The 26069-nt window shown below is 49.0% G+C and carries 23 protein-coding genes and 2 pseudogenes; 13 read left to right on the top strand and 12 right to left on the bottom strand.

All coding sequences use genetic code 11. The features are described from left to right. Positions 1 to 3 precede the first annotated feature (3 nt). From P2W74_RS20175 to P2W74_RS20135, 9 genes and pseudogenes are all read right to left on the bottom strand, one after another. The gene (locus tag P2W74_RS20175; RefSeq protein WP_047053965.1) at positions 4 to 852 is read right to left on the bottom strand and encodes a hypothetical protein; all 849 of its coding nucleotides are present in this window, start codon (positions 850 to 852) and stop codon (positions 4 to 6) included. Continuing rightward, on the bottom strand, positions 849 to 4055 hold the full coding sequence (gene dpdH, locus P2W74_RS20170; protein WP_276292969.1) for a protein DpdH: 3207 nt from the start codon (positions 4053 to 4055) through the stop codon (positions 849 to 851). The genes P2W74_RS20175 and dpdH overlap by 4 nt, the downstream gene beginning before the upstream one ends. Further along, positions 4052 to 4927, bottom strand: a complete 876-nt coding sequence (gene dpdG / locus P2W74_RS20165; RefSeq protein ID WP_047053969.1) for a protein DpdG — start codon at positions 4925 to 4927, stop codon at positions 4052 to 4054. Before dpdG ends, dpdH begins: the two co-directional genes overlap by 4 nt. Continuing rightward, the gene (gene dpdF, locus P2W74_RS20160; protein WP_276292968.1) at positions 4914 to 7394 is read right to left on the bottom strand and encodes a protein DpdF; all 2481 of its coding nucleotides are present in this window, start codon (positions 7392 to 7394) and stop codon (positions 4914 to 4916) included. Before dpdF ends, dpdG begins: the two co-directional genes overlap by 14 nt. After that, on the bottom strand, positions 7394 to 10501 hold the full coding sequence (gene dpdE / locus P2W74_RS20155; RefSeq protein ID WP_276292967.1) for a protein DpdE: 3108 nt from the start codon (positions 10499 to 10501) through the stop codon (positions 7394 to 7396). The genes dpdF and dpdE overlap by 1 nt, the downstream gene beginning before the upstream one ends. Positions 10502 to 10884: 383 nt before the next feature. Then, the gene (gene queD / locus P2W74_RS20150; RefSeq protein ID WP_047053975.1) at positions 10885 to 11247 is read right to left on the bottom strand and encodes a 6-carboxytetrahydropterin synthase QueD; all 363 of its coding nucleotides are present in this window, start codon (positions 11245 to 11247) and stop codon (positions 10885 to 10887) included. Between the two features lie 114 nt (positions 11248 to 11361). Continuing rightward, positions 11362 to 11740, bottom strand: a pseudogene (locus P2W74_RS20145) (DUF7828 domain-containing protein). A 103-nt stretch (positions 11741 to 11843) separates the two neighbouring features. Beyond that, positions 11844 to 12050 carry a helix-turn-helix transcriptional regulator gene (locus tag P2W74_RS20140; protein WP_053266270.1) on the bottom strand — a complete coding sequence of 69 codons (207 nt, stop codon included), beginning with the start codon at positions 12048 to 12050 and terminating at the stop codon, positions 11844 to 11846. A 121-nt stretch (positions 12051 to 12171) separates the two neighbouring features. Next, positions 12172 to 12750 carry a YagK/YfjJ domain-containing protein gene (locus tag P2W74_RS20135; protein ID WP_276292966.1) on the bottom strand — a complete coding sequence of 193 codons (579 nt, stop codon included), beginning with the start codon at positions 12748 to 12750 and terminating at the stop codon, positions 12172 to 12174. 287 nt (positions 12751 to 13037) lie between these two features. On the opposite strand from P2W74_RS20135, the gene P2W74_RS20130 reads away from it, so the two are divergent. From P2W74_RS20130 to P2W74_RS20075, 12 genes and pseudogenes are all read left to right on the top strand, one after another. Continuing rightward, positions 13038 to 13799 (top strand): hypothetical protein, encoded by a 762-nt coding sequence (locus P2W74_RS20130; RefSeq protein ID WP_276292965.1) that lies wholly within the window; start codon positions 13038 to 13040, stop codon positions 13797 to 13799. A gap of 121 nt (positions 13800 to 13920) precedes the next feature. Next, the gene (locus P2W74_RS20125) at positions 13921 to 14784 is read left to right on the top strand and encodes a GTPase family protein (RefSeq protein ID WP_276292964.1); all 864 of its coding nucleotides are present in this window, start codon (positions 13921 to 13923) and stop codon (positions 14782 to 14784) included. A gap of 91 nt (positions 14785 to 14875) precedes the next feature. Next, complete coding sequence (locus P2W74_RS20120) at positions 14876 to 15697, top strand: DUF932 domain-containing protein (RefSeq protein ID WP_276292963.1); 822 nt, start codon at positions 14876 to 14878, stop codon at positions 15695 to 15697. Between the two features lie 218 nt (positions 15698 to 15915). Continuing rightward, complete coding sequence (locus tag P2W74_RS20115) at positions 15916 to 16617, top strand: DeoR family transcriptional regulator (protein WP_276292962.1); 702 nt, start codon at positions 15916 to 15918, stop codon at positions 16615 to 16617. A gap of 40 nt (positions 16618 to 16657) precedes the next feature. Continuing rightward, entirely contained in the window at positions 16658 to 16897 is a 240-nt protein-coding gene (gene ypjK / locus P2W74_RS20110; protein ID WP_276292961.1) for a protein YpjK, read from the top strand. Next, a complete protein-coding gene (locus P2W74_RS20105) occupies positions 16894 to 17334 on the top strand; it encodes a YfjS/YafY family lipoprotein (RefSeq protein WP_276292960.1) in 441 nt (146 codons plus the stop codon). Before ypjK ends, P2W74_RS20105 begins: the two co-directional genes overlap by 4 nt. A 23-nt stretch (positions 17335 to 17357) precedes the next feature. Then, positions 17358 to 17825 (top strand): hypothetical protein, encoded by a 468-nt coding sequence (locus P2W74_RS20100; protein WP_276292959.1) that lies wholly within the window; start codon positions 17358 to 17360, stop codon positions 17823 to 17825. A 75-nt stretch (positions 17826 to 17900) separates the two neighbouring features. Then, entirely contained in the window at positions 17901 to 18140 is a 240-nt protein-coding gene (locus tag P2W74_RS20095) for a DUF905 domain-containing protein (protein WP_276292958.1), read from the top strand. A gap of 99 nt (positions 18141 to 18239) precedes the next feature. Beyond that, positions 18240 to 18689, top strand: coding sequence for an antirestriction protein (locus P2W74_RS20090; RefSeq protein WP_276292957.1), 450 nt, complete (start codon positions 18240 to 18242; stop codon positions 18687 to 18689). An 8-nt stretch (positions 18690 to 18697) separates the two neighbouring features. Next, on the top strand, positions 18698 to 19180 hold the full coding sequence (gene radC, locus P2W74_RS20085; protein WP_276295237.1) for a RadC family protein: 483 nt from the start codon (positions 18698 to 18700) through the stop codon (positions 19178 to 19180). A gap of 28 nt (positions 19181 to 19208) precedes the next feature. Further along, positions 19209 to 19526: pseudogene (locus P2W74_RS20080) on the top strand (type IV toxin-antitoxin system YeeU family antitoxin). Between the two features lie 25 nt (positions 19527 to 19551). Then, positions 19552 to 19893, top strand: coding sequence for a TA system toxin CbtA family protein (locus P2W74_RS20075; RefSeq protein ID WP_276292956.1), 342 nt, complete (start codon positions 19552 to 19554; stop codon positions 19891 to 19893). A 207-nt stretch (positions 19894 to 20100) separates the two neighbouring features. Here P2W74_RS20075 and P2W74_RS20070 read toward each other — a convergent pair whose 3' ends face one another. From P2W74_RS20070 to P2W74_RS20060, 3 genes are all read right to left on the bottom strand, one after another. After that, positions 20101 to 22134: a hypothetical protein gene (locus P2W74_RS20070; protein WP_276292955.1), complete on the bottom strand. Its 2034-nt coding sequence runs from the start codon at positions 22132 to 22134 to the stop codon at positions 20101 to 20103. 441 nt (positions 22135 to 22575) lie between these two features. Then, positions 22576 to 23448, bottom strand: a complete 873-nt coding sequence (locus tag P2W74_RS20065; protein WP_276292954.1) for a phosphorothioated DNA-binding restriction endonuclease — start codon at positions 23446 to 23448, stop codon at positions 22576 to 22578. Positions 23449 to 23611: 163 nt separating this feature from the next. Beyond that, positions 23612 to 24667: an alpha/beta hydrolase gene (locus P2W74_RS20060; RefSeq protein ID WP_276292953.1), complete on the bottom strand. Its 1056-nt coding sequence runs from the start codon at positions 24665 to 24667 to the stop codon at positions 23612 to 23614. 435 nt (positions 24668 to 25102) lie between these two features. Here P2W74_RS20060 and P2W74_RS20055 point away from each other — a divergent pair, with 435 nt between their 5' ends. Next, a complete protein-coding gene (locus tag P2W74_RS20055) occupies positions 25103 to 26068 on the top strand; it encodes an MBL fold metallo-hydrolase (RefSeq protein WP_276292952.1) in 966 nt (321 codons plus the stop codon). The last annotated feature ends 1 nt before the right edge of the window (position 26069 follow it).

The raw sequence follows: 26069 nt of genomic DNA, 5'->3' as shown, positions 1-26069 counted from the left end.
AAACTATTTCCTTGTGATCACGAACTCATCCAGCATCTCTTCATCCCTTAACCACTCAAGCACCTCGGGCGTCAGGGCACTTAACGTCGGGCGGAGACTCTGCGGGCCATTAATGCTATTGAAAAATGCTTGCACCACGTCAGGCCAGTCTGTTTTCATCATGCCGCGCAGGGAATATAGTTTTTCGGCGAGCGCTTTGATTTGGTGAATCTTTTCACCGCTTACTGGTTGGCACTGCGTTAAGTTTTCGAAATCCTGACGTCGACGCTCATAGTCGGAGGCGATATCGTCAAATTTGTTCGCATTTTTTTGGAAATTCAGTGTCTTGTCATCGACATGAACCTGCTGATGTAACTCTTCCAACCATGCATCCCAGGCATCTTTCAGTTCTTTGCTCAGGTCCTTGTGTAGGGTGCCGAGTTGGCTGACACAATGGGTCAAGGAATCATTCTGGATGATGTCGTAAGCGGTAGGTTCCTCTGAAGCGGCCAGCGTCTCATCTAGAGAGTTCTGTGGCGACTCTTCCTGATCTACAAGGTTTTCTTCCTCGCCGGGATTGTTTACCGACTGGTTTTTCAGCCAGCGTCCCCACTGTAACTTGAGACTTTTGACGCTGTTCGCGGCAGCGATCAGTTCGCTACGCTGCTCGTCATTCCAGGTAACCGCAATGCCCCGCGGGAGTTGTTGCTGGGCTGGATATTGCTGTTTAAGCAATGCAAACTTATCGGCAATGGTGTTAGTTTTGCTGCACACCAGATTACATTTATCGATGATTTGTGAGGCCTTACCAGCCTGAACGCTAAGATCGAGTTCTTTTTGCATTTCAGCCAGTTGTTGGCGCAAGGTGGTCATTGATCGGCTCCAGAGGCGATGATATCGCTCACAAGTGTTTTCAGACGGTCATTCACTTTATTCAGAGCAAGAGTCAGTTGCTGGATATCCCCTTTGGCGTTCATCTGCTGGAGTGTGAACGCGATCTTGGGTTGTACCAGTTGCCATTGCGCAAGTACGCTGCTGATTCTTGAAACGTAGTCACCGTCAAGCCGACAGATCTCCAGCCACAATTTCGCACTATCTTTCTGTTTTTCAATGGAAAGTAACGCAATTAAAGTCGCCAGACTCTCCTCGGCGTCGGTTCTGAGGGCTTCAATTTCACCCAGCAGCCACGAAGATGGTTTGTACTGAGCGCTGCCTGTGGGATAGTGCTCGGTCCGCACAGTCTCAATAAACGTCTGCCAGTCGTTCAGTTGGCTGAGGAAATCGTCGCTATCTTTAATGTTGGCAAAGAGATGAACATTTTTTAGCGTGCTGGCAAGTTCCTGTTTGACGGAGAGCGCCGCACGTTCAATTTCCGCACCAAGCGGCTGTTTTAACACTGTTTTCAGCGCGGAATATATTACATCGGCATCCAGCGCACGACTGCTGCCCAAGCCTGAGCCTTGCTCAGTGATGGCAACCTGTTCAAGCCACGCTTTTCTGGCATCATCCCATCCGACGAGCGCCTGCGCCCTGGCTTCGGCGACTCTGGCGCTGGCGTGCGGATGCAGGGTCGCCTCAATCCCTCTGAAACAGATCTCGGAAGGAGAGGTCGTCAGCGTTCGACCGGTACTTTTCCCTTCGGTTCTCCCGACACCTTTCTGGGTGAGGCATAGGGTATTGACGATCTCCGCCGGTTCTTCTTTACCCGTCACCAGGCCAAGCAGCAGAGCTTTTTGCAGATGCTTTTTAAGCGCATCCTGTAGGTTACGCGCCCGGAAGTGATTAATGGCGCTTTCCGTAGCCTGCGGCACCCACCACTGGATGAAGTTTTGATAGCGAGTGTAGTCTTCCTGCGCCTCTGGATAATTAAAGCCTTGCTTTAAACCGGCGTAATACTGGATACGTAACAGGGCTACCGCGGCGTTATACACATCTACCCGTCGGGAAGGATCGGTCAGGTCCTGCTCAGAGTAAAAGTTCGTAATAATGCTTGAGGGGTCAGACGCCGCTTTTGGCAGTGAAATCAACGTAAAACGACCTTCTTTCAGCGGTGGCCGAGAAGACATACCGAACAACTCTGGCTGTGCATGAATTTCATAACAGGCGTTCAGTGCCGCACGCAAATCACGGGCAACATCCTGCGGCAGAATGACATTGTCATTCACCCATGCACGGACCGCCCTGATAAAGGGTAGTTCGGATTTGGCAGTGTATTTTGCCTCTTCTTTCGGTTTGAACTCCGGATTGTCAATCTTTTTACCCGCCGGCGTACTGCCTGTTTTGCCCGCCGTTTCGTGTGCGTTCTTTGTTGCTGGTTCCGCCGACTCCATGGTGGGACCTTTGCCATTCAGTTGCGCTGCTAGTTCATCGAGGCCAAAGGCACTCGCAACGCTGCCCGGCAGTTTTTCGCGTAGTTCATCAAATGAATCAATGCCATATCCCCAGATGGCGGCAAGCGTCACCGAACTGCCAACCCGGTTGACAACTATCTGTGAAATCTTGTCTTCGATCTCGGGAACGGCATGAATTCCAGCGAAATTTGCTGGCGGGAACTGTGTTTTTTCCGCTTCTATTCTGCAATCGCGCAGAATATCTAACAGGATGCGGTTAATGATTGTACGCGGGTTAAAAATCAACTCGCCGCTGCTGTCGCGGCAATGCTTATCCGCCAATGCCAAAATGGCATTGCGGTTATACGGGAAGAGCGGGAATTTCTTATTGGCAGAATAACCAAAATCTTCTATTGGATTGGGGATCTCATCACTGTGCCAGACAGGTGGCCACTGGGGCTTACCTTGCTCAGGACTGTTTTTTAACTCCTCTGATCCAAAGCGTGCGGCGTTCAGATAGCGACCACAGAGCGAGACAATACGATCTTCGTTATTGTCTTTATCGACGTTCTCGATGACCCACTCGTAGCCAGCACGCGTGATTAACGTTTCCTGGCGGCGTTTATAGCCGGGATAATTGTCGGTGACTGCAATCACTGAGTGGACAGGACAGAGAATTTGCACGCCGCCAGGTGCCGCTTCTTCGATCAGGCTGTCGATCAGGACATCTTCAATGGCGGAGATCGCCGCCATATCTTCTACCAGAATCACCAGACGGCGATTAAGTCGCAGAAACTCCTTGCGGATTTCCTGAAAAAGCTCCTGAAAAGATCCTCCATTGAAGGTGAACAGGCGCTTGAAGAGTGATTTCAGCGAGGTATGCATGGCTTCATTGAGCACGCGCGCTGCACGGGTACGCGCCTCCACTTGGTCTGACTCATGCAGTTGAGAATGGTTAAGATAGCGGCGTGCACGCGCGGACAGATCGTCAGGCTCAAAGACAAAATAGAGATCTTCCGGAAGAAGTTCATATTTATCATGATCTTCTTCTCCTTCTTCCAGACCACTACTCATCCGGCTGGCAAGTTTGAAAATACAGTGGCCCGGCTTCAGAAGATTCTGTTTGAAGTTGGGGTCGGTGATCAGATCACAGATACCGTTTTCCACCTCTTCAATGATGGCTTCCATATAGGCGAGTCGGTCTGCTGGAATGTCTTTACCTTGTGCCAGCAGCGTTTGACCTTCTTCCATGACCGCTTTTTGCATGTCCTGCAACTGATGGGCCATCATGGTCAACAGTAGATCTGCCAGATCTTTCGCCGGATACTGTTCTGTTACTTCATTAACGCGCATGCGTGCGTTGTCGAAAAATTCCCCCGTCAAGTTTTTCAGGATGCGTAAAAGCACCTGTCGTAGACTGGAGTTTTTGGGTATCCGGACAATTTCCCATTGCTCGCTCTGGTCGTTTTCCGCCAGGTACATGTTGAACCGGCAGTCTAACCAGCGCACCAGATGTGATTTCCCCATCCCCGAGCGGCCAATCAGTGGGATGGCGCGCTCCGTATGAAGTAACTGCTGGAACAGGTCTTCGTCACGCAATATTTTATGATTTTCATTGACGTCGCGTCGGGTCAGTAGCATCGGTTCATGCACGGCCAGAAGCACATGATCCTCTAATTCTTCTGCTTCATTGCGAATGCATTGGACGATATTTTTCCTGGATGGCCAGTACTCCATCATGCTCATTCTGCATCCTCCCTTAGCGTGATTTGGCTAACCCGGCGAATTTTACCGCCAGGTAAGTGGAGTGATAAGGCGTCTTTATCATCACTGCCGATGGCGAGGATAATGCGCTTACTGATTTCAAGTCGTTGCAGCGCAACGGATGTGCTGGTGCAGATATTGTCACCTTCCGGCGCGACCCAGTCTTTTTCCTGCTGCATCACGTCATGAACGGAGTTTCTGAACTGGCCCCCGTCCATCATTGGCATGACCTCCGCCATGTTTGCCATAAAGATTTTGGCGGGAAGGGTACGCGTATCGTCAAAGATCTCCGGGAGAAAATATTGAATGGCCCGGGTAGGGTCGGTGACATAATTTCCGTCCGGCATTAACTCGAGAAAACCGAGAAAACGACCAAATTCTCTCACTAGTTTTTCGGTGTTGGTATTGATGGTTTCGCCGGGTAACCATTTATGCACTTTGTTGGTGATGATCGTAGGGGAGAGAGGTTCCAGGCCCCCGAGCGAGTGTTGCTGAAGGCTCAACAGGCAACTCAGTACCCGCCACAGCGGTTCGCATTCATTCCCACTGGCAACGCCGTTTTCACGACAAGCATCAATCGTACAGGCAAGCAACCGATGCGCCAACGGACGCACACCTGCTTCAAGCGGTAACATCTTTCCGTCGAGCATCGGCCAGAGTCCCAGATTGCACCAGAAGCTCAGGTTCTCTTTTAATTTTCCCCATGCGTTATCGTTAGTGGGCAGGTTATCAGGACGATAGCGGGCGAGCAGCGTGTCCTGAGACAACGGTTCCTGTGCGCTTTGCAGAACGCGTTCAATCAAAGGAAGCAGTATCAGGCCGCTTCCTGGGTTTGCGTTGTTAATTATTGACATGTTGTAGTTGCCTGATAAAAGTGTCCAGCGACAGCGCATTAGCGGCGCTTGCGCACCATGTTCGATGTGGGAACTGAGGATCGGCGAGATGCTCAGGTGCAATAATAATTCGCTCAAAGCGCGTCATGGGTAGGTCTGGGAACGCATTGGCCGTGTTAGGGATGATCACGATCTCTGGTCCATCCGATGCAGGTGCTGTCATTTTCTGTGCGCTCCAGAAATGCGAAAGCGAATCCAGGTTGTTCTCTAGTTGCAGGAACACTGGCCTGTCTGCACGAATAAACACGTATTCGCCAGAGGTGATCAGCGACCGCAACGTCACACGAAGTTCCATCAACAACGAATGTAACTTCATATTTTCGTTGTAATAAACTTTCTTTTCCGCACCTACGAAGAGTGCTTTTTTCTTCGGCTCGGAACGTAAAATTTGTACATCTGTGCCCACGGTGGGCGAAAACGCTCCTTTCCCTTTCTGGCGACATCCCGGACAACCTCCACAGGTTAACTCGGGAGGATGGCTCTGATATTCATAGAATTTCTGCAGAATTTTACACAGTGGTTTGCCAGGATCCTCCAACCACGTTTCCATTACCGTAAAGGCTGCCCGGCGGTTATTCAACTCGGACTGGCGGATCTTCTCCACATGGGTGTTCCAGTGCGCTTCTGAACAATGCGCATCGTCACAGTGACGGATATGAACGTGGTTATAGTAGCTTTCGAACCATTCAATCAGTTGCGTGTTGTTGTCATCCAGATTATCTCGCAGGTCGTCAGGAATTTTCGGATCAGCAAAGACCAGTTTGATGAGTCCGGCTCTTTGCATTAACAGCAATGTCCGACGGTTCCAGGCTTCGTTTTTATCGCCTTGGTGATCAATATGAACGGGCTTGGTGTTCAGTGAAATCATGTAGTCAGCGATCGGGCTTTTCTTACGATCGTCAAACATTGCTTTCCAGCGGGCAAAACCTTTTTCTACGCCAATCAGCGTCTCAACGGCCAGCGATTTTGCCGTTTTCATTTGCGCCTTATGCCATACCAGATGCACCTGGCAGGATCTGCCGTCACGCCCAGCACGCCCGCAGTCCTGGTAATAGCGGTCGATATTTTCCGGAATGGCAGCATGAATGATGCTGCGGATTTCCTTTTTATTCATCCCTACCCCAAAGGCAGAGGTAGCGACCATGATATCGAGCTGGTCATTTTTCCATTTTGAAATCAATTTCTTGCGATTGTTTGTGTCAATTTGACCGTGGAACATGCCGGTTCGCCAGTAGCCCAGTTCGTTCAGACGGGCAGACCACATTTCCGCATCTGTGCGGGTAGTGCAATACAAAATCAGCGGGCGGGGTAAGGTCATCAGAAGCTGTTCGACCCGCTGACGATGCGCGTTTTCATTTGCCTCATGATGCACAAAATATTCCGGCTCCGGGCGTAGGAAATTAGCTGACACTTCAATCAGTTCGCTGTTTTCATCATGGAACTGCTCGACCAGAATGTCCCGGGTGCTTTTGCTGTAAGTCGCCGAAAGTAGCAGCGTACGAAAACGGCATTTTCCTAGGGCTTTCAGTGAGCGAATCATAGGGGCAATCAGCTGAAAGTCAGGGCGGAACTCTGCGCCCCATTGATCGATCAAATGCGCTTCGTCGATGACGATCGCGCCAATCATATTCAGTCTGGAAAGCTCAAACAGCACCGGAACCAAAGAAGAGCGAACGGATTCCGGGGAACAGAAGAGCACACGCTGTGTCCCCGCTTTGATTCTTTCCTTAATTGCCTGACGCGAGGGCTGATCTTGTCCTCCGATCCAAGCATAACTTCCACCATGATCTTGGTCGGTGCCGCGAAGCAGTTTTTGCATGTCGTCAGCCTGCTCAATTGCGAGGGCGACGGTGGGGACGATCACCAGCGTGAGGGTGTTTGTCGGTGCGCTGAGCGCCTGGAGTTGGGTGAGCAGACTTTTACCGCAACTGGTGGGCAGATTCACCAGCAATGTACAGTTATTATCAGACGTTAGCAGCGTCCGGATGGCGGCCTGTTGACCGAATCCCTGATAGTGAGTCAGCCAGGGCTCCTCGGGTAACAGGCGCTTCAGTGCCGGATCGGTCTCGGGGCGCAGCAAGTTCCTGCGGATCTTACGCTGATAGGTGGCTCTGGTCAGCGCCAGGTCCGCCTCTTCAGCCAGTTGAATTTGTTGCGCGGCAGGCGACTTTGTCATGCCCCACTCAGGCGCCGGAGCGTCGGTCAGTTCCGGCGGCAGGGGTAGCCACGGCGCGCTAATACCACTTGCGTGAGCGGCACGTAACGCATCGGCGTAGCCGGCAAAAATGTCACCATGACCTGCCGAGGCATCGGTGATGATCTGAATCAGTCTGTTCAGAAACTGATTTTCGATGCCGTCCTTAAAGGTGACCCCTTGACTAAAACAGGTGGTTAGCGCCTGCTGCAGGCGTGACCATTCCTCTTCCATCAGACGATTTCCTCCAGTAGATTTCTGCTGCACACCACCACGGCTTTGACGGCCATTAACTGGAGTCTGGCTTGTTCGCCGAAGGTTGCCTGTTGTTGTTCCCGGTCACTGGCATAGACTCGTTCCACCATCTCTTTCCAGGTGTCCGGTGAGACAAGCTCTTCAATTTCTTGCCAGAGATTAGGGCGCAGATTCATATCTGCATAGAATTTCTGCGATGTTTCATGTTTGGCGTACTCGCTATTGAGCAGTTCCAGCAACTGCGGATTCGTCACCGGTGTACCCTTAGAGGACAGCCAGTGTTGCACAATACGCGGCGGGTACAACTCGTCTGCGATACGGCGTTGGGCGTAGGTGTCCTGCGTCTGGCGATGGGTGACAAGCCAGGTAGACTGGAAGAAGTAATTGGGCTCATTCAATGGCTTTGGGAGCACCCGCAGTACCGCCATGGAACTGCCCCGGGCATCCTGGTTTAACAGTTGCCAGATCGTATCGACAAATGGCTGCCCATAACGCAGCGGATAAACGGTTGTTCCGTCGATCGCCGGAATGCGTTCAGCGCTCATCAGATGCGTTGACGGTGGGTTACCCCCTTCTTTATCGAAGCTGAGCATGCAGGTGGTGAGAAAGGTTTTAAAATCGACCAGCGTCCCTGTGCTGCGGTCAGAGAGTTCGAACTGAAACTTGATACCTTTTTCTGCGGTGCCGGTGGCGCGAAAACGCAGCGCACGCGTGATCCAACTTGTCAGCGTATTACACTGCGCTACTGCAAGATGATCGTCAGCGCTTATCTGTTGCGCAAAAATCGCCGCCTCTGCAATCTCGTCATCCATCGCCAGCAGCTTTTCCTGCATGTTAATTTTATGCGTTTCATTGGCCAGAATGCCCTGTTCGCCAGGGAATTCGCTGGCAATACGTTCAAGGGCCACCGGACCTTCTTGGTAGACATTTTGCCACGCATTTTCCAGATAATCGTCGAGGACGAACTGGAGGCTGGCGATGGTGTTATTAAATACGCCAATGCTGTCTTTCAGAATGCTGGCCCACACGTTGCGTAATCCGCGGTCGGCGTGATTTTTCAGGATCAGACTCTGGACGGGTTTTACGCCTTTCAGGTTTGCACTGTACCTGTTCAGACGACCAAGGCGCTGTTCAATACGGCTACAAGAGCGCGGTAAACCGTAGTGAACGGCCAGTCGCAGACCCCCATGGAGATTCAGACCATCTTCGCCGCTTTTATCGCAGATCAGGATCCGAATGGGGCTGCCGGGTTTCAGGTACATCAGGGGTTGACCCGGCTGATAGCGCTCCAGGGGGTACTCCAGCAGCAGTTCGAGCTTTATTGCCAAGTGCTGGGCAAGATCCGGACGATCGCAGAAGACGATGGCTTTTCCTGTTGAATTCTTTTGCAGCCACTCATTCAGGGTGATGGCAAGCTTGTTATCAATGGCCTGAAGTTCATTTTTTGCAGTTGAAACAATGTGTTCTAACAGATCTCGTTCTTCCTGAGTGCGTTCCGCTTCACCCAAATGTACTTTAGCGCGTTGCATGACACAGAGTGGGCTGGATAGGAGATCGTCAATCCAGAAGAGGTACGTGTCTTCACTCATTGCCCACTGCGTATTCTGCGGCAGTAAAGATAATGAACGATACTCATCAATCAGTTCGTCTAACGCTAACCCATCGCAATACCAGCGGCACTCCGCTGCTCCATTTAGCCCTGGAAACAGAAGGTTTAGGTTGAGGTTTTTCGTTTCATCGAAGCTGAGTGAAACCTGACGGCGGTTACGCAACAGTCGATGATGAATGCGATAGTTTTCCCCTAGGTGCCGGCGAATATCCCGGATCCTTTCTTCACGCTCCGGGGTATTGGGGGAGAACGTCCCAATAAGCGGGATGAGTTGCTGGCAGAGTGTCATCAGAACAGTATCTTCTGGGAACTGCTGCTGCAGTGTTTCCAGATTACGGCGTAAGCTGACGTTTGAGACGGAAGGTACTAACCCCGAGAAGATCCCGCCGAGGTTTTCACGATTTTTGACCAGTTCGGTAAAGTCTTGCAGATGGGTCTCATCCACTTGGTAGGCTTCGGGATTAATACAGTGCAGCATCGACAAGAAGTTCCTTTCATGCCCATGCAGAGGGGTCCCCGTGAGTAACAGAACGTAGTGGGCTTTCCGGCAACCCTCAGCGATCAGGTTGAAGTCATAACGTTCATCTTTATCTCCTGACCACGGCCAGGATGCAATCTGGTGGACCTCATCGACCGCGATAAGCGAAGGGGTGAATCCCCGTTCAATCAGGGTACAGGCATCGCAATGGGTGCAAATCACGATGCCTTCTGTGACCTCATTTTGTCGCAAACCTGCGAGGGCCGTCGAGGCATCAATAATAAGTTGTTTCAGTTGAAAGCGTTCACCCAGTTCTTCCCGCCACTGGTTAACGAGCGGTGCCGGAACCGCAATAAGCATGCTGACGTGGCCAGTTGCTTCTAACGCGTGTTCACGGACGACCATTCCGGCTTCGATGGTTTTCCCCAGACCAACCTCATCGGCCAGAATATACTTGGGGTTTTTATCCTGAAGCACACGGCGTACCACAGCCAATTGGTGGGGTTCGAGTTCAACGGCACTACTGGAAATGGACGCCATCGCGCGGCATGCAGCGCGTTGCTGGATGTAGGTTTCAATAAAGGACTGTCGAAGAGGAAAAAAAAACGGCGCGTCATTTGCTTGTAAGGCAAGAAAGTCAGCAGGGTTTACTGGAGTATCATAGGCTTTGTTGAGAACAAAGATTTTATCAATCGGGAGCGTTGCATATTCTTCTTCACGAAAAATGACCAGGAAATCACCATTAGGTCTAGATCCTCCAAAGCGTGCGCGTGCCCAGCGCTGACTTTGAGGTTCAAGGCAATAAATTACAGCCTCTTCGGGCGGTATTGTTAGTGATAATTTATCCCGGTTTACTTCAATTTGACGTGCATAAGGTTGCGCAGGAGACTCAAAAAAAGCAACTGTTGCGAAATTTGAATCGATATTGACGCTGACGATTTTGCCAGTACCCTCAAAATGCTCAGAGACCACCAGTGACCCGATTGGTAGTATGTTCATCCTCTTAGTCCTTAATAGAAGATTGCATTCTTTATCTAAAAAAAACAGTATGTTAATTTTTTTGGTTGAAATTCACCCAAATCTGAATGATGTTATGTGCGGTTGCTATAAATACATGAATATGAATAGGATACTAAGATAAAATTCATACTCAAGTGAAAAAAGGTAAAAATGAGATAGCACCACATTCAAGTGAAAAATGTATGTGAGTCAAATGATTATGGATCTTCAGGGGGGATTAAATTCGTATTTTCAACTACCAAAGTTGGTGTGAATATATTGTTGATTTTGTTAAAAATTAAACTTTTTTCATTTTCAGCTTTTATACATCAATACGAGATAGCAGGGCTGGCGGAGTTGCAACCAGCCATCTAAACGTGTGCTTATTCGCCGCGATAAATACAACCAGCCGTACAAGTTTCTTTCACTACCACTGCGCTAAGGATAGGCAGTTGCGGCTTAACCTGATTCCAAATCCATTCTGCTAGTACTTCACTGGTTGGGTTTTCTAAGCCGGAGATGTCGTTGAGATAATAGTGGTCCAACTTATCTAGCGTGGGTTTAAAAATTGCTTTCAGTTCGGCGAAATCGATAATCCACCCGGTGTGATTATCTACTTCGCCTGTGATTTCAAGGCGAACCACAAAAGAGTGTCCGTGTAAGCGTCCGCACTTATGGCCATCAGGCACGTTGGGCAGTCGATGTGCGGCTTCAAAGGTGAAATCTTTGTATAGCGTAGTTTTCATGGTGACCTCATTTTTTTGTTATACAGTAACAATAAGAAGCACGATTTCCTAGCTTTTCTGAGTTAGCTATTAACACTCTATTGGATTGGCAAAATTATTTCGGTCGTATCCAAATCAGGTTGTTTTTGGCATTGGCCCCATGATACTCCTCCTGTTGGCTGATTTAAGTCTCCGGTTTATCATTGCGAGGCAATAACGTTCACCAAAGGAGTCAGTGGCACATTGTCTACAGTGCCAGTCGACTTTACTGACTTTGGGAGTGGTATTGGAGAGGAAACGCCGCAGGCGTCTGGTTTCACATAGGGGTTGCTGCTTGTAGCTACAGTTCGGTATGTCCAAACCATGGGCGTTTAGTGTCGTATTCAGGATGGTATTGCAGTGCGCTGTTGTAGAGATGGTAGGTATGGCGGTCGTCGTAGTGGGTTGTCTGCACCATTTTAGCACCGATCAGATGACCATTACCATTGAGAGCGATAAAGGATTTGGGAAACATAATCAGACTCCTGCAGACAGGCGTAACCCGTATCTGAAGGGTCGGTACCTGATGCGTTGACATTTAATATTGCGATTTTAAAGCAGACTGGAATAAGAACAGATTAATTTCTGGATTCGTAAATACGGTAATATAACCATTCTTCCAGATCGCTTTTTAACCAACGGGAAGCTCTGCCCAATTTAATCGGTTTAGGGAATGCCCCATCCTGTATCAGCTTATAGAACCATTTATCGCTCAGGCCAGTAAGCTGGGTAATGAATTTCATATCAATGAATTGATCTTCAAGTAGTGCAGGTTTTGTATACATGATGATGTGTTCCGGTTAAGGATGAATAACCGGAGCCGTTAGTAAACTGATGGTTACTGCCAGCTCCTCCACATCAATGGCTTCTGTTGTAAAAAAACTTCGGCTCAATGTTTACCTGTCGCTACTCCTTCCTGGGCCTGCCTCTACGGTTTCGTGGTGGTATAGCATTCATACCTGCAATAACACCCCGCGATTTCTGCTCAGATTTGGCTAAGTAACTAATTACGTAACGTAGTTCATCAACTGCCTGCTTATTGCGGTGATCCACTATCGTTCCGGAACTCGCAACGAAATGCTTTTTCTTGGAACACAGATGAAAGAGACCTTCATCGTCAGTCAATCTGCGCCATTCTTCACCTATCGCCCGCGAGGTCGGATAAAATTTCCGATGCTTCTGTCCATCAAGATAAAGCATGGCATGCGCATGCAACCCCTTACGTTGTCTGTATTCAATTACCCAGCAGTACCCAATAACCATTTTTCGGCCAAATACCACATCCATCAGATGCTGTATCTCGCCATCCATCTCATCCATGAGATTACGCTGCGAGCGTTCACTTCCTTGCTTCCAGCCAAAATCCATACGAAAAGCCAGTAAGCGGGAATAACGCTCAAACATTTCATCCAGGTGGTGGTTTATATCTTCAAGAAGAAAACGATGCATAGGGTAATTAGGGTTGGCATTGTAGGGTTCTTTCATGATCTATCCTCAAACTAAATGGGTTCAATAGATAGATGGTTGATGTATTTTTTAATACAGGGATGAGTATTGATTACAGGAGGGGGATAGTTAACTCCGGGTGATAATACTAATTAACCTTAATTCAGTAAGAACTGATGGTTTCAAGGATTCTATCGTAGGTTCACATGGTGGCCTTACACAGGAAGAAATGTGTGCGCGAAATCTGAAGTATTGCAGTGCAATCTGGAGCTTTACTGGCCTCCGTGATAGGTTGTTATGCATAATCAACAAAATGCATAACAGTCATGATAAAGAGAATAACATTTAACACCGATGATAATTTAACGATTGATTCAATCGACAGGTATGCCGAATCCAATGGCACGTCACGTTCGAAAGTAATATGTGAGTTATTACGATCCACTGCACCTATTCTTGATTTTGTGACATATCAAAATAGAATTACTCAGGAGGTTGAAAGCAGGCTTTTTAGCATGTTTTATCATGAGGTCCGTCACTTCGAAACGCAGCAGCATAAAGATGATTCCACGCTGAAGTATCTTCATTTGCTGTCTGAGAAACTTGTTTTTCGTATTCGTTCTGAACCAATAATGTCCTTTTCTCTTCCAATGTTTGATGAATGGGATTCTTACAAAAAAGAATTTAAGGCAAAGATAGAAGAAAATATTGAAGTTCATATGCCAGAAGATGACGGTATATCTAAATATGTTTACTTATGTATAAAAAAGCATCCTGTTGAAAAGTTCGAGTTCGACTTAATCCAGATAACAATTCCATTTTTCATTGTTGACAAGTATTTGTTTGATATCCAATCAATCTGCTATGTTCGCGCTATCGATTTTTGCAATATTGGAATTAGTGAATACATGCAGAGAAATAAGAAGTATCTGCATACAGCGTATCTTTCATGGGTTCCTGTTGCGGCCTTTCGGAATGGGTTTATTTTTGTTGCAGCTTTGCACATCGATAAAGCCTTACCTAATCAGCTATACCCTCCTAAGGTCACCATAAACTACCCTTACGAGTACTGGAAGTATTTAGGGTGATTCAATAGAAAATCATCGTTCAAACTATATTCAGATATATATCATTTTCATGAACATACCAGCATAACGGCAGAACTTCACGGTCCTGCCGTTTTTAGTTTTATTTATTGCAGGAGTTGTCATGAATAATCAGCAAGGTTTGCAGCCATTAAACCATTCGCTTTCCGGCCTGCCGCAGTGGGTGTCTGAACGTATATTGCAGCAGATAAATCAGTTAACCCACTACGAGCCGGTGATCGGCATTATGGGTAAAACCGGGACGGGAAAGAGTAGCCTTTGCAATGCTCTGTTTGTTGGCGAAGTATCGCCGGTCAGCGATGTCGCGGCCTGCACCCGTGAACCTTTACGATTTCGTCTGCAGATTGGAGAGCGTTATATGACGCTGGTGGACCTGCCCGGCGTGGGCGAAAGTGGCGTTCGTGATACCGAGTATGCTGCGCTGTACCGCAAACAACTTCCCCGGCTCGACCTGGTGCTGTGGCTGATTAAAGCTGATGACCGGGCACTGGCGACTGATGAGCATTTTTACCGCCAGGTGATTGGTGAAGCATACCGGCATAAGGTGCTGTTTGTTATCAGCCAGTCAGACAAAGCTGAACCCACCAGCGGTGGAGAGCGATTATCCACAGAGCAGAAGCAAAACATCAGCCGCAAAATCTGCCTGCTGCATGAGCTGTTCCAGCCCGTACATCCGGTGTGTGCCGTGTCGGTCCGGCTTCAATGGGGATTACGGGTGATGGCAGAGCGGATGATTAAGTGTCTGCCGCGTGAGGCCAGCAGTCCGGTGGTGTCGCAACTGCAGCATCCCTTTCGCACAACGGTAGTCCGGGAGCAGGCCCGTGACGATTTCGGTGAAACCGTAGGTGCCGTACTTGATACAGTCAGTGCTTTTCCCCTGATACCCGGCCCGGTGCGGGCCGTCATTCAGGCCGTGCGCAGTACAGTAGTCTCAGTGGCCCGCGCCGTCTGGGATTTCTTCTTCTGAGCGTTTAATTCTTACCTGTTACTCCCTGAGCCCTGTCGCCTGTGCGACGAGGCTTTCATTTATTATTTTTCCCGTTATGAGGAGTCTGCTTATGACCCGTCTGGCTTCGCGCTTTGGCGCAGCAAACCTTATTCGTCGTGATCGTCCGTTAACCCGTGAAGAGCTGTTTCGTGTGGTACCCAGCGTATTCAGCGAGGAAAAACACGAATCCCGCAGTGAACGTTATACCTATATTCCGACCATTTCCCTGCTCGACAGTCTGCAGCGGGAGGGCTTCCAGCCGTTCTTTGCCTGTCAGACCCGTGTCCGTGACCCGGGTCGTCGGGAACACACAAAGCACATGTTGCGTCTGCGGCGTGAGGGGCAGATCACCGGTAAACAGGTCCCGGAAATCATTCTGCTCAACTCACATGACGGCACAAGTTCGTATCAGATGCTTCCGGGATTATTTCGTGCGGTTTGTCAGAACGGCCTTGTCTGCGGTGAATCGTTTGGCGAGGTGCGGGTGCCGCACAAAGGGGATGTGGTGAGTCAGGTAATAGAAGGGGCGTATGAGGTACTGGGGATTTTTGGCCGGGTGGAGGAGAAGCGGGATGCCATGCAATCGCTGCTATTACCACCTCCCGCACAGCAGGCACTGGCAAAAGCCGCGCTCACGTATCGCTTTGGTGAGGACCACCAGCCTGTCAGTGAATCGCAGATACTCTCCCCGCGCCGCTGGCAGGATGAGAGTAACGACCTGTGGACCACTTACCAGCGTGTGCAGGAAAACCTGATTAAGGGTGGACTCAGTGGGCGTAATGCTAAAGGCGGACGGACGCATACCCGTGCCGTGCGCGGCATTGACGGGGATGTGAAGCTCAACCGGGCGCTGTGGGTGATGGCGGAAACACTGCTTACACAACTGCAGTAGTCATTACCTTTGTTGCCATGTTGTTAATATCGGACACCACCTGTCCGCGTTACGACATGCCAGTAGGCCTCACTCTCCCTGGTATGGCCTGCAACCCCTGCTATATCTGACTTTCGCAGAAATGAAAAATAGTTTCTGCAGTGTCCATACCCTGTCCGCCCACCTCTTTAAAGTAATCACATTATTTTCAGTCAGTTAACTTAGACGGAGAACCACTCATGACCCAGGCAGAACGCCGGCATGACCGGCTGGCTGTCAGGCTGTCACTGATCATCAGTCGCCTGGTGGCGGGGGAAACACTGAGCGTGCGCAAACTGGCCATTGAGTTTGGCGTGTCGGTGCGCACACTGCGGCGGGATTTTCGTGAGCGGCTGATGTATCTGGACCTGGAATATCAGTCCGGTTACTGCCGCTTACGCACTGCTGGCAGTGAGACACAGATGGTGCCCGACGTGCTTATCTTTGCCCACAGGAGCGGGCTGGCAGGTCTTTTTCCTGACCTTGACCGACGCCTAGTGAACGCATTGCTGATGTGTGACGAGTCTCCCTGCGTGATAGCACCAGCAAATCCGGTCCCTTCACCGTCAGGGGCATTATCTTTCTGGCGGCTGATTCAGGCTATTACCGGGCGCAGGCGGGTGACGCTGATTGCAGAAGGTCGGCGCTGTGAGCGACTGGCACCCTGCCGCCTGCTCATCCACCTGCAGGCCTGGTATCTGGTTGCTGAACACGACGGACATATCGTCGTATTCACGCTGGATGAAATCCATCTGGTTCAGCCCCTGCAGGAGAGTTTCCGGCGCAATGACAGTCTGTGCCGCCTGGTCGAGGACCCGGTCTTCATTCATGCCTTACCCCATTTTCGTTTTATCCAGCAGTCACTGCTTGCGTTTGTTCCGGCTGACAGCCCACCGGAATAGCACAGGCGTTGTTATCAACCCGGCAGCAGGGAGGAACCCGATGCCCGTTATTGCCATTATCGCCATTGTTGTCATCGTCATCATTCTGAACAAAACCGGGGTGTCCGACAGTCTCATCGCCCTGACGCTTGCCACCGTTGCCGCCCTGCTGACGGGCGGCGGTGCAGCCGGTGCTGCCAGTGTTGCACTGACTCCGTTCGTCGGTGTGCCGATGGGTATTTTTGTGGGGATTTATGTTTTCGCCAAAGTGGTTCGTCTGATTTCAGGAAAGAAAAAATGAAACGTAAAACACTGGCTTTGCTGACGGTGCTTACCGCCAGCCTGTTTCTGGCCGCCTGCGATGACAGGAGTGATGACCTGAAGGCTATCAGTAAATTTAAGGACCTCACCCCGCCGCGCTTCAGCGATGTGGTTAATCGCAAGGATGATGTCAGGGAGGAGTGGTCGCAGATTGCTCTATCAGGCCCCGCTCTGCAGGTCTTACGTACCCGCCAGTCACCCGATGGTTGCGAGGGTGGTAATTACTACTATCTGGTGGATATGGAGGAAAAAACCGTTCAGCCACTGATGAATGCGTTGTGCATAGCCGACAACATCACGCTGCAATATCACGAAGAGACCGATCCACACACCCAGGAGCGATTCCTTGAGTATTCCCATGACGGAAAGCTGATGGGACGGCTGCTAATACCATCAAACCCTGATAATCGGGAATAAAGAAAATGTTAAAGGAGACAGAAATGAAAACACGTTCACTTACCCGGTTTGGGTTGGCAGGCGTACTGCTCGCGAGCTTTAATGTCTCTGCGGTTCCCGGGCTATGGCAGCAGGGTTACGGCCAGGGCAATACGGAATACAGCGTAACCGATGCCAGCGGGAAGAGATTCACTATCAACTGTACAGGAAATCCGGACCAGAATGGTTTCTACCAGCATTCTGCTTTTCTTACCCTGGCGGATAACAGAATGGCCAGTTCGCACGATGACGGCACCACCGTCACCGTGGTGATGAATCATCAGCAGTACGTTATTCCGTCCAGCCTGGGCTGGCGTAACGGGGATAACGCCTGGTATGACTTCATCAGCGATATCCGTAAGGCCCGGCAGTTCGAAGTCTACGTCAATGACCGCAAAGCGGGTACCTTCAGTGCTGACCCGACGAACGCCGCGAAGGTCCTGCCCGCTCCCGGAGAGTGTGGTAACGACTGATAGCTGTATTTTCTTCCGCAAACTAACCCCGACAACCTCCAGGCTGCCGGGGTTTTCTTTTATCAGGAGTCTGAAATGTCTCTGCCAGTATTACTGCCTCCGGGGACTTTCACCCGGACGCAAGCGGAAGTCGTCACGGCAGCGTACCGGAATATCACTATTGAAGATGACCAGAGAAGCCATTTTTGCCTGGTTGTTCGTGACCCCGAAGGCCGGATGGTCTGGCGGGCATGGAATTTTGAACCTGATGCCGGCGCCGGGCTTACCCCGTATATCCGGCAATACGGCATTCTGACGGAGCCATCAGCACACTAATTTCAAACGCACTTAACCCGGCAGCACGCTTCACACCACCTCATTTATTTCCTGTTACGCCAGCCTGAGTTGCTGGCGTTTTCATTCCCGGAGAACACCATGACACAGCACATCCTTACACCGGCTAACGAGCCGCAGTTAATTATTGCCGCCACGGCGGTTACCTATGAACAGCGCATCGGCTTCTGGCCGCAGCACTTCGGCACCATTCCGCAGTGGATAGCGCTGGAGCCGCGTATTTTCGCCTGGATGAACCGCTTCTGTGACGAGTACCGCGGTGGCATCTGGCAGTTTTACACGCTGAGCAACGGCGGGGCCTTTATGGCACCTGATAGTGACAGCAATGAGACATGGAGTCTGTTCAACAATATGAATGGTAATAGCGCGGAAATGAGTGCAGAAGCTGCAGGCATTGCGGTCTGCCTGATTGGGTACAGCCATCACGCCTGTCGCACCGAATGCGATGCCATGACAGAACACTATTACCGTCTGCGCTACTACGCCCTGCAGCACACTGAATCCATTGCCATTCTGCGCATTATTGATTAAGGAAACTCATTATGGAAAAACTACTTTCCACACAGACTCCGACATTTCCGCTGACTGCACAACGCACGATAAAACGCGCTTTAACGCTGCTTGATCACCACCTGCGTGAAACTGGCGTGGCATTCACGTCCGCCCAGGCTGCCCGTGACTGGCTGAAATTGAAAATGGCGGGGCTGGAGCGTGAAGAGTTCATGGTGATGTACCTGAACCAGCAGAACCAGTTGATTGCCCACGAAACTCTGTTCACCGGTTCAATTAGCAGCACCGAGGTACATCCCCGGGAGGTGGTCAAACGCGCCCTGTATTTCAATGCAGCAGCAGTGATACTTGCCCACAACCATCCTTCCGGCGATACCACACCCAGCCAGGCTGACAAAGCCATTACGCAGCGTCTGGTACAGGCACTTGCGCTGGTGGACATACGTGTTCCGGACCACCTTATTGTCGGTGGTAACCAGATACTGTCGTTCGCTGAACACGGCCTGTTGTGAGATGCATTTACCTTAAAGGAGAACATTAGTGAATGAAATGACCTGGGGCCTGCAGCGTGACGTCACACCACGCTTCGGTGCCCGACTGGTGCAGGAGAGCAACCGACTGCACTATCTATCTGACCGGGCCAGTATCACCGGTAAGTTCAGTGACGTTGAATGTCTAAGGCTGGATGAAGCATTCCCGCACTTTGTCCGTCAGATGGAATTGATGCTGACCACTGGCGAACTGAATCCTCGCCATACACACTGAGTCACCCTGTATCACAACGGTTTCACCTGCGAAGCCGATACCCTTGGTTCACACGGTTACGTCTATATCGTCATTTATCCTACACAACACTAACCCTTTAATTCACGTGAGAGAAAAAATGAAAACCTTACCTGCAATAACTCAGCGGGCGGCGAAGCCATGCCCTCCGCCTGTGGTGGTCTGGCAGACGTTGCTGGCCCAACTGCTGGATCAGCACTATGGTCTGACTCTGAACGACACCCCGTTTAGCGATGAAATCGTTATTCAGGAACATATCGATGCCGGGATCACACTGGCTGATGCCGTTAACTTTTTGGTGGAAAAGTACGAACTGGTTCGCATTGATCGCAAAGAGTTTAGTTGGCAGAAACAATCATCTCACCTTCGGGCTGTCGACATTCTGCGAGCGCGACAGGCAACTGGTTTGTTGCGGCGAAGCCGTAAAAACGTTGTATGTTAAACAGCCTTCCTGATTTAAATCTCCAGTATTTCTTCCTTGTTTATTCATTGCATAATATACCCGCCGATATCGGCGGGTGTATTTGATTTTTCACGGTCAATAATCATAAATGTAAGAGTTGAGGATTTTACCAGCAGTGATGAGCTGATTTTATTATCAGTATTAACTATATTCTGAGGATATGGATCTGCGATAATATTATTCATGTCAGTAATATTTTACAAATTGATTTGGAAAAGTTCGCTCGACATGAGCCAATTGCTCATGACATCCCCTGAAATCAATTTCGAATGTAAGTGAGACAACCTCATCAAACTCCTGCCCGAGGTTGTTGGATCGTTTTACTGACTCTCTGCACATTGAATCGTAAACCTTTATCAAGGTAGGACATGAAAGATAATCCCTGAAGCGTGTCTGTGCCTCTTCGAGGCTTTGCCAGAGCGGAATACCGTATTGATGTTTGTCGTAAGGTGCTGCTGCCATAAAACGTACCTCACGATCTCGAAGATAATGCAACAGAAGCGCCGGATCGATAATGGGCACATCATTCAGTGGAAAACCAGCATGAAATTGACCATTGATGATTACTAGTGGGACTACCTCTATTTCTTCTGTACCTGATAAATAGGGGTAATAGTCCCGACAGAAACGCTCAAGATGATCCTTAACAAAGGCTGCTTTTCTAATGGCCTGCTTGGTTTTATGCATCAGTCCGTTAGAGTCAAAAAGTTCATTGTCATAATCGAGTGGCGTGATGGATGTTTTACGGCTACGAGCTTCTACTACAATTAGTAAATTTCCGAAAGCGAAGGTCAGGTCTATTTCTTCCCTATACCCATGATAGTTCGGTTCAATTGCGGTAGTATAGCGCAAATGCTCCTTCATTACCGGATTTCCATTTCTGCACTCTTCTAATACTCTAATCAAATCTTTCTCAAATAGCTTTCCACGGCGAGTATCTTTGGGATCGATTTTGGCCATCCAACAATCTATATTGCGGGTGAAACTAGCAGTCAGAAATGCACTGATTGGGAAAATATAATTATCTTCAATAGACACCAGAGGCTGCACCCATAAATCTTCCTGTGGCGATTTCCCTCTCCATGTCAATAAATCTAGGGCATCGATGATCTCAGTTTCACTATATTCACAACACTCGATCAGTGCAGCAATAAGATTAGAACGTTCAAAACGAGGTGCTAGATGAACTAACTTTGACCAGTCGTTTATTTCCTCGTTTGTATGCAGATGTTCATCAATCTGAACAGCTAGCACAGATAGATGAACCCATACATCTAAAACACTTTGTAATTTACGTTCAATACAAGGGAGTGATTTTCGCGTTAATAACGATTTGAGATGGTCATCAAGCTGAATGAAAGCTGATAAAGGCTGATATCTGGCGATCATTTGCGACCGTTGAGATAATGATTGCCATGGCGCTGGGTTCAACGCTTTACCAGGCTCATAATGTAGATAATTTGACCAAAGATTGATATCCTGAAATTTGTCCATTACGGTGTGAGCTTCAGTCATCGAAGTGGCTAAAAAATGATCGCGACGAAATTCTGCAATTGTTTTCATGCGGTGATAGTCAGAATGACATTGCATGAAAAAGACCCGTTTCTGCTGGAAAGCGAATACTGCGCGACCATAGAGCAAGTCTTGCCACAGTGAAGAAAAACTATGGAAGTGCTGAGACATCCTCATTTCTGCGAGATAGAAATCAAGTTTTGATAACTTGATCGGGCGATCATCAGGAAAGAGTATATGCATGCGGTCTTTATATTTAAATAGCTCGAATAATGGACCTCTGAGACTGTCAAGCCTATGCATATTTACACTGTTAACACTTACCGGATCGCTTTTCCCTACCTTCGACGTTTTTGAGGTAATAAACTGCTCTATAGTCGTATTGCTTATATCTTCAAAAATCTCTTTCTGTTCGTCGCATACCTGCCAAAATGCATAATTAGCGCTGGCGATATGTGCCCTAATCATTTCGTGATATTCGGGTCTGCAACCTTTTAAAAAACAAATTTGTCTTCGAGTATTTTCAACACTTTGGAAGTTATAATTCAGCCACGTAGCCCCTGAAATGTATGCTGAAGCCTCTGCAGTTAGTGGACCTACTTGGTTCATGAATTTAATCCAGTGCTCTTGATTAAATTCATTCAGCTGTGTGGGATGTGGCAATTTCTTATCTCTTGCCGCTTTGACAAGGGGATGGATGGGTTGCATGTTTCCTCTCTGTCGGAATGTATATCGATTGACACTATAACTCTTTTGACGTCTCAAAATGAACAGTATATGACAAAGAAAACATGAGGTTATGACACAATGCGAGTAAGGCTCTATGGTGTAATAAAGAAATTTACATACTTGTCCTCGTTTAATTCATAACAGGCGCTCAAAAGCTCCCTGTTTGATGAGGACCTTTTTGCAGTTCATTTAATTGAGCAAGCTTCAGTGATTTTCGAGGATAAACCCCTGGCTCTCTGAATCTTGCTTTGATAGCCATATTGGTGTTCTACTGGTATGGCTTTATACCCACTAGCAATGTCTATTTTTTATACGGATTTTAACTTGTGGGTACAAGTGCGGGTATAACTATTTATTCCTGTTTCTAAACAACATTGATATCAGTCTATTAGGTGTGAAATTCGAGTCCGGCCTTCGCACTTATCCTCTAAACACCTCTCTCCTGTGCCATTCCACAAACCCTTCCTGCGGGTAATTCTCTCGTATCTGCGGTAATGCAATTGGCTTCTGGTCAAAATCCCAGAACAACCTGCCGACAATCCCGCTTCCATTCACTGCAGCAGAAACCTGCACGCGCATATTCTCATCCAGTCCGATCGAACCCTTATCAAAGGCTTTGTGGTGAATCGCGCACAGCGCCAGACCATTTGGGATCTCGCACGGACCGCCATGCTGCTTCCATTTGATATGCGCGGCCTCCAGTGCAACGGAGGTGTTATCGTGTCGCATATTGAAGCCGCAGATTGCGCACTGGTAGTTGTAGGCGCGCAACACTTGCTGGCGAAACAAAGGATCGCGCTGTCTGCGAATTTGCTGGATATTAAATCCCATCTCGTCGGCGAGTTCTTCCTGAATACTTTCGGGAAAATGCGCTTCGAGGATTTGTTGCGCCAGAGAATTGATGAGGGTCTTACTCTTCGTCAGCAGGATGTAATGTTGCTCATCAAAGCCGCCAGCAACGCTGTGTTTTAGCAGTTCCCCGGCAGGTGGCTGCCTGCTGCTTCCGGATGTTGAACAATGCTCAGCATTTTGCAGTTCCCAGAATCCATCGCCCTGCAAACGCCAGAAGGGCATATCCGGCCGATATTGCGTGCGCTGCGGCCCAAATCTTGCCAGTAAGCTGTGTAACTGATCGCGGACTTCCGAACCATAATCAAACAGGCGACTGTGACCGCGCTGATAGCCTGACAGCACATACAGCAGTAACAGCGGCTTATGGGGGGCGCGTTGCTCGCCTTTACGCCAGATCGTGATGTTGGCAATTGCCTGTTGCAGTGTTTTACTGGAAGCCATTGATTTCATTATCAGGTAAATAATTGCGATGATGCTCGCAAAGTAACACCTGATCAAGCGTGGCGGATCCGATATGTGCCGGGCAACTGAAACTCCATGACCCAACGGTACTGCGTCATCGCGCCCAGCGTCTGCCAGGCGCTATCTATTTCACTTCGTAGGTTCAACGCGAATGGCGAACGAACTCCCCAATAGCCTGATAGGTTGCCCTCGCTTCTTCCGGTACTTTGTCTTCCAGCATCAGCCAGGCGTGGACCATGCCGGGGAAATGGCGGTGCTTTACCGGTACTCCCGCGGCTTTCAGCCGGGCGACAAAAGCAAACCCTTCATCACGTAGAGGGTCAAGGCCCGCGCTGAATACCAGTGTTTCCGGGAAATCTTTGCTCACAGGCAGGTAGAGCGGCGATGCCGATTGACGATCTTCGTCATGCTGGAAGTATTGGTGAAAATACCAGCGGATCTTACTTTCATCTAACAGCTTTCCCGTGCCATTTTCTTTTACTGACGGCCAGGTCAGGGTGTAATCCAGGCTTGGATAGATAAGCACCAGTCGTTTTATCAACCCCGGATGAGTGCGTGAGAATGCTTCGGCAAGCGTGGCGCTGAAGGCACCGCCACCGCTGTCTCCGGCCACCGTTAGCTGACGCTGATACGGGATATCCAGACGATCCAGTAGCGTCCAGACCTGTTCTGTTACTGCCCGCGCATCAGAAAGCCCTTGCGGGTAGGGACTTTCCGGTGCCCGGCGGTAGTCAACAGAGATGACCGTGTTTCCGGTTGCTGTCGCCAGATGGCGGGCAACAGGATCGTACACCTCCACTGAACCACTCAGATGCCCACCACCATGAATAAACAGCAAAACATCCTGTTTTCCCTGCAAAGTGGGGCGGTAAATACGAACAGGGATGCGCCGTTCGCCGGTATCCACTTCATCATTGAGCACGGTCGCCATCGGGTCGGACGTGGTGACGTTCGCTTTGGTTAGCACCGCCAACCCCTCTCTCGCGCTTAACGTAGCGTAAACCACGGGAGGATTACTGGCCTGTTTTTCCAGAAATGCTGCCAGCGGGGCGGGTGGTGTTTGTACCAGGGGACCGTTAGCGTGCTGCCATGCCTGCTGGTAACGCCGCTGTTGTTCCTGTAGTGACTCCGCACTCACGGGGGGAGAGAGCATGCTGGCAGTGGTTATTGCGGCGATGGGTAATAGCAATCTCTTCATGGATAATCCTAATCTGGGTATGACGTTCATTTTCTCTCCGGAAGTACAATAGTGTCGCTTCGTTAAGCATATAACCCAGAATAAAAATGTGTTTTTATCGGTGAGAATATTATTGCTTACCAGATAACCAGATTAAGTAAAGCACTTTTATAGTTAAATTGTTTTTTAGCTATTCTTGCTTATTTTTCCTGTTATCTCGCTGAAGGCTTACGAAATTAGCCCTTACTTTTATAAATGTTATTTGTGGTAACAATGTGAATTAACACAGTTTATTACCAATGTTTTTGCGTGCGATATTGCTTATCAAGAAAACAGATATCGATAAGTTAAATTATGAGTTTCATCATATTTAAAAATTAAATTACATTTTCTTTACATTTTTTACACCGGGCAGGAATAGAAACTTCAGCACCTAATAAACAGGGTTAACTCCATATGGAAGAAAATAAAAAATCATTGTCTTTAAAAAAAGCGACATTACTGACACTTTCTCTGTTTTTTTCTGTCAATGTGTTGGCTGGAGGGTTGCAGTGCGAAAATAAGGATTTCACTCTGCAAACGCTGGGCACTGGCGGACCGATTACAGACGATCAGCGTGCTTCGTCGGGAGAGGTTATTTGGCTAAATGGGAAGTCGGCCATTCTTATTGATGCTGGTGGCGGTATTTTTTTACGTTTTGGTCAATCGGGCGCCCGCCTGGAAGATTTGAAACTCATTGCCATCAGCCATTTCCACACTGACCATGTCTCGGATCTGGCGCCGATTTTAAAAGGCGGTTATTTCCTGAAGGAAAAGGAGACCATAAACCTTGCAGGGCCAGAAAGCGGCGGCGTATTCCCGTCAATGACGCAATATTTTAACGCGCTCTTTAAAAAAGAAAATGGTGCTTATTCCTATCTGAATGGGTTGTATAACGCGACAGATGGCTTACAACTTGCGAGTCATGTTAAGGATATTAATTACACCGCCACTGACCCGCAATTGGTGTATCAGGACGATGAAATGAAAGTGACCGCTCTGGGGATTCCTCACGGCGATGTGCCTTGTCTGGCGTTCCGTATTGAAACGGCGAAAGGCACTATTGTCGTGTCAGCCGATCAGAATGGCAGTAATAAAGCGTTTGCCCGCTTTGCCAAAGGCGCGGACATGCTGGTGATGCCGTTAGCCATTGATGAAGATACTGACGAAACCTCGAAATTTATTCATGCTGCCCCGGATGTGGTGGGCAAGGTGGCGGCTGAAATTAATCCCAAAGTGCTGGTGCTGAATCACTTTATGGGCAAGGGGTTGCGTCTCAAAGATCAATCCATCGACATTGTGAAACAGTATTACCACGGTCCGGTCTATAGCAGTCGCGATCTCTCCTGTTTCCCGATTTCATTAGCCAAGGCGAAGGAATAAC

It is taken from the genome of Citrobacter enshiensis (genome assembly GCF_029338175.1).
Taxonomy (GTDB): Bacteria; Pseudomonadota; Gammaproteobacteria; order Enterobacterales; family Enterobacteriaceae; genus Citrobacter_D; species Citrobacter_D enshiensis.
Note: the sequence above shows the minus strand (reverse complement) of the source record. Positions and strands in the feature narration are given on the sequence as shown.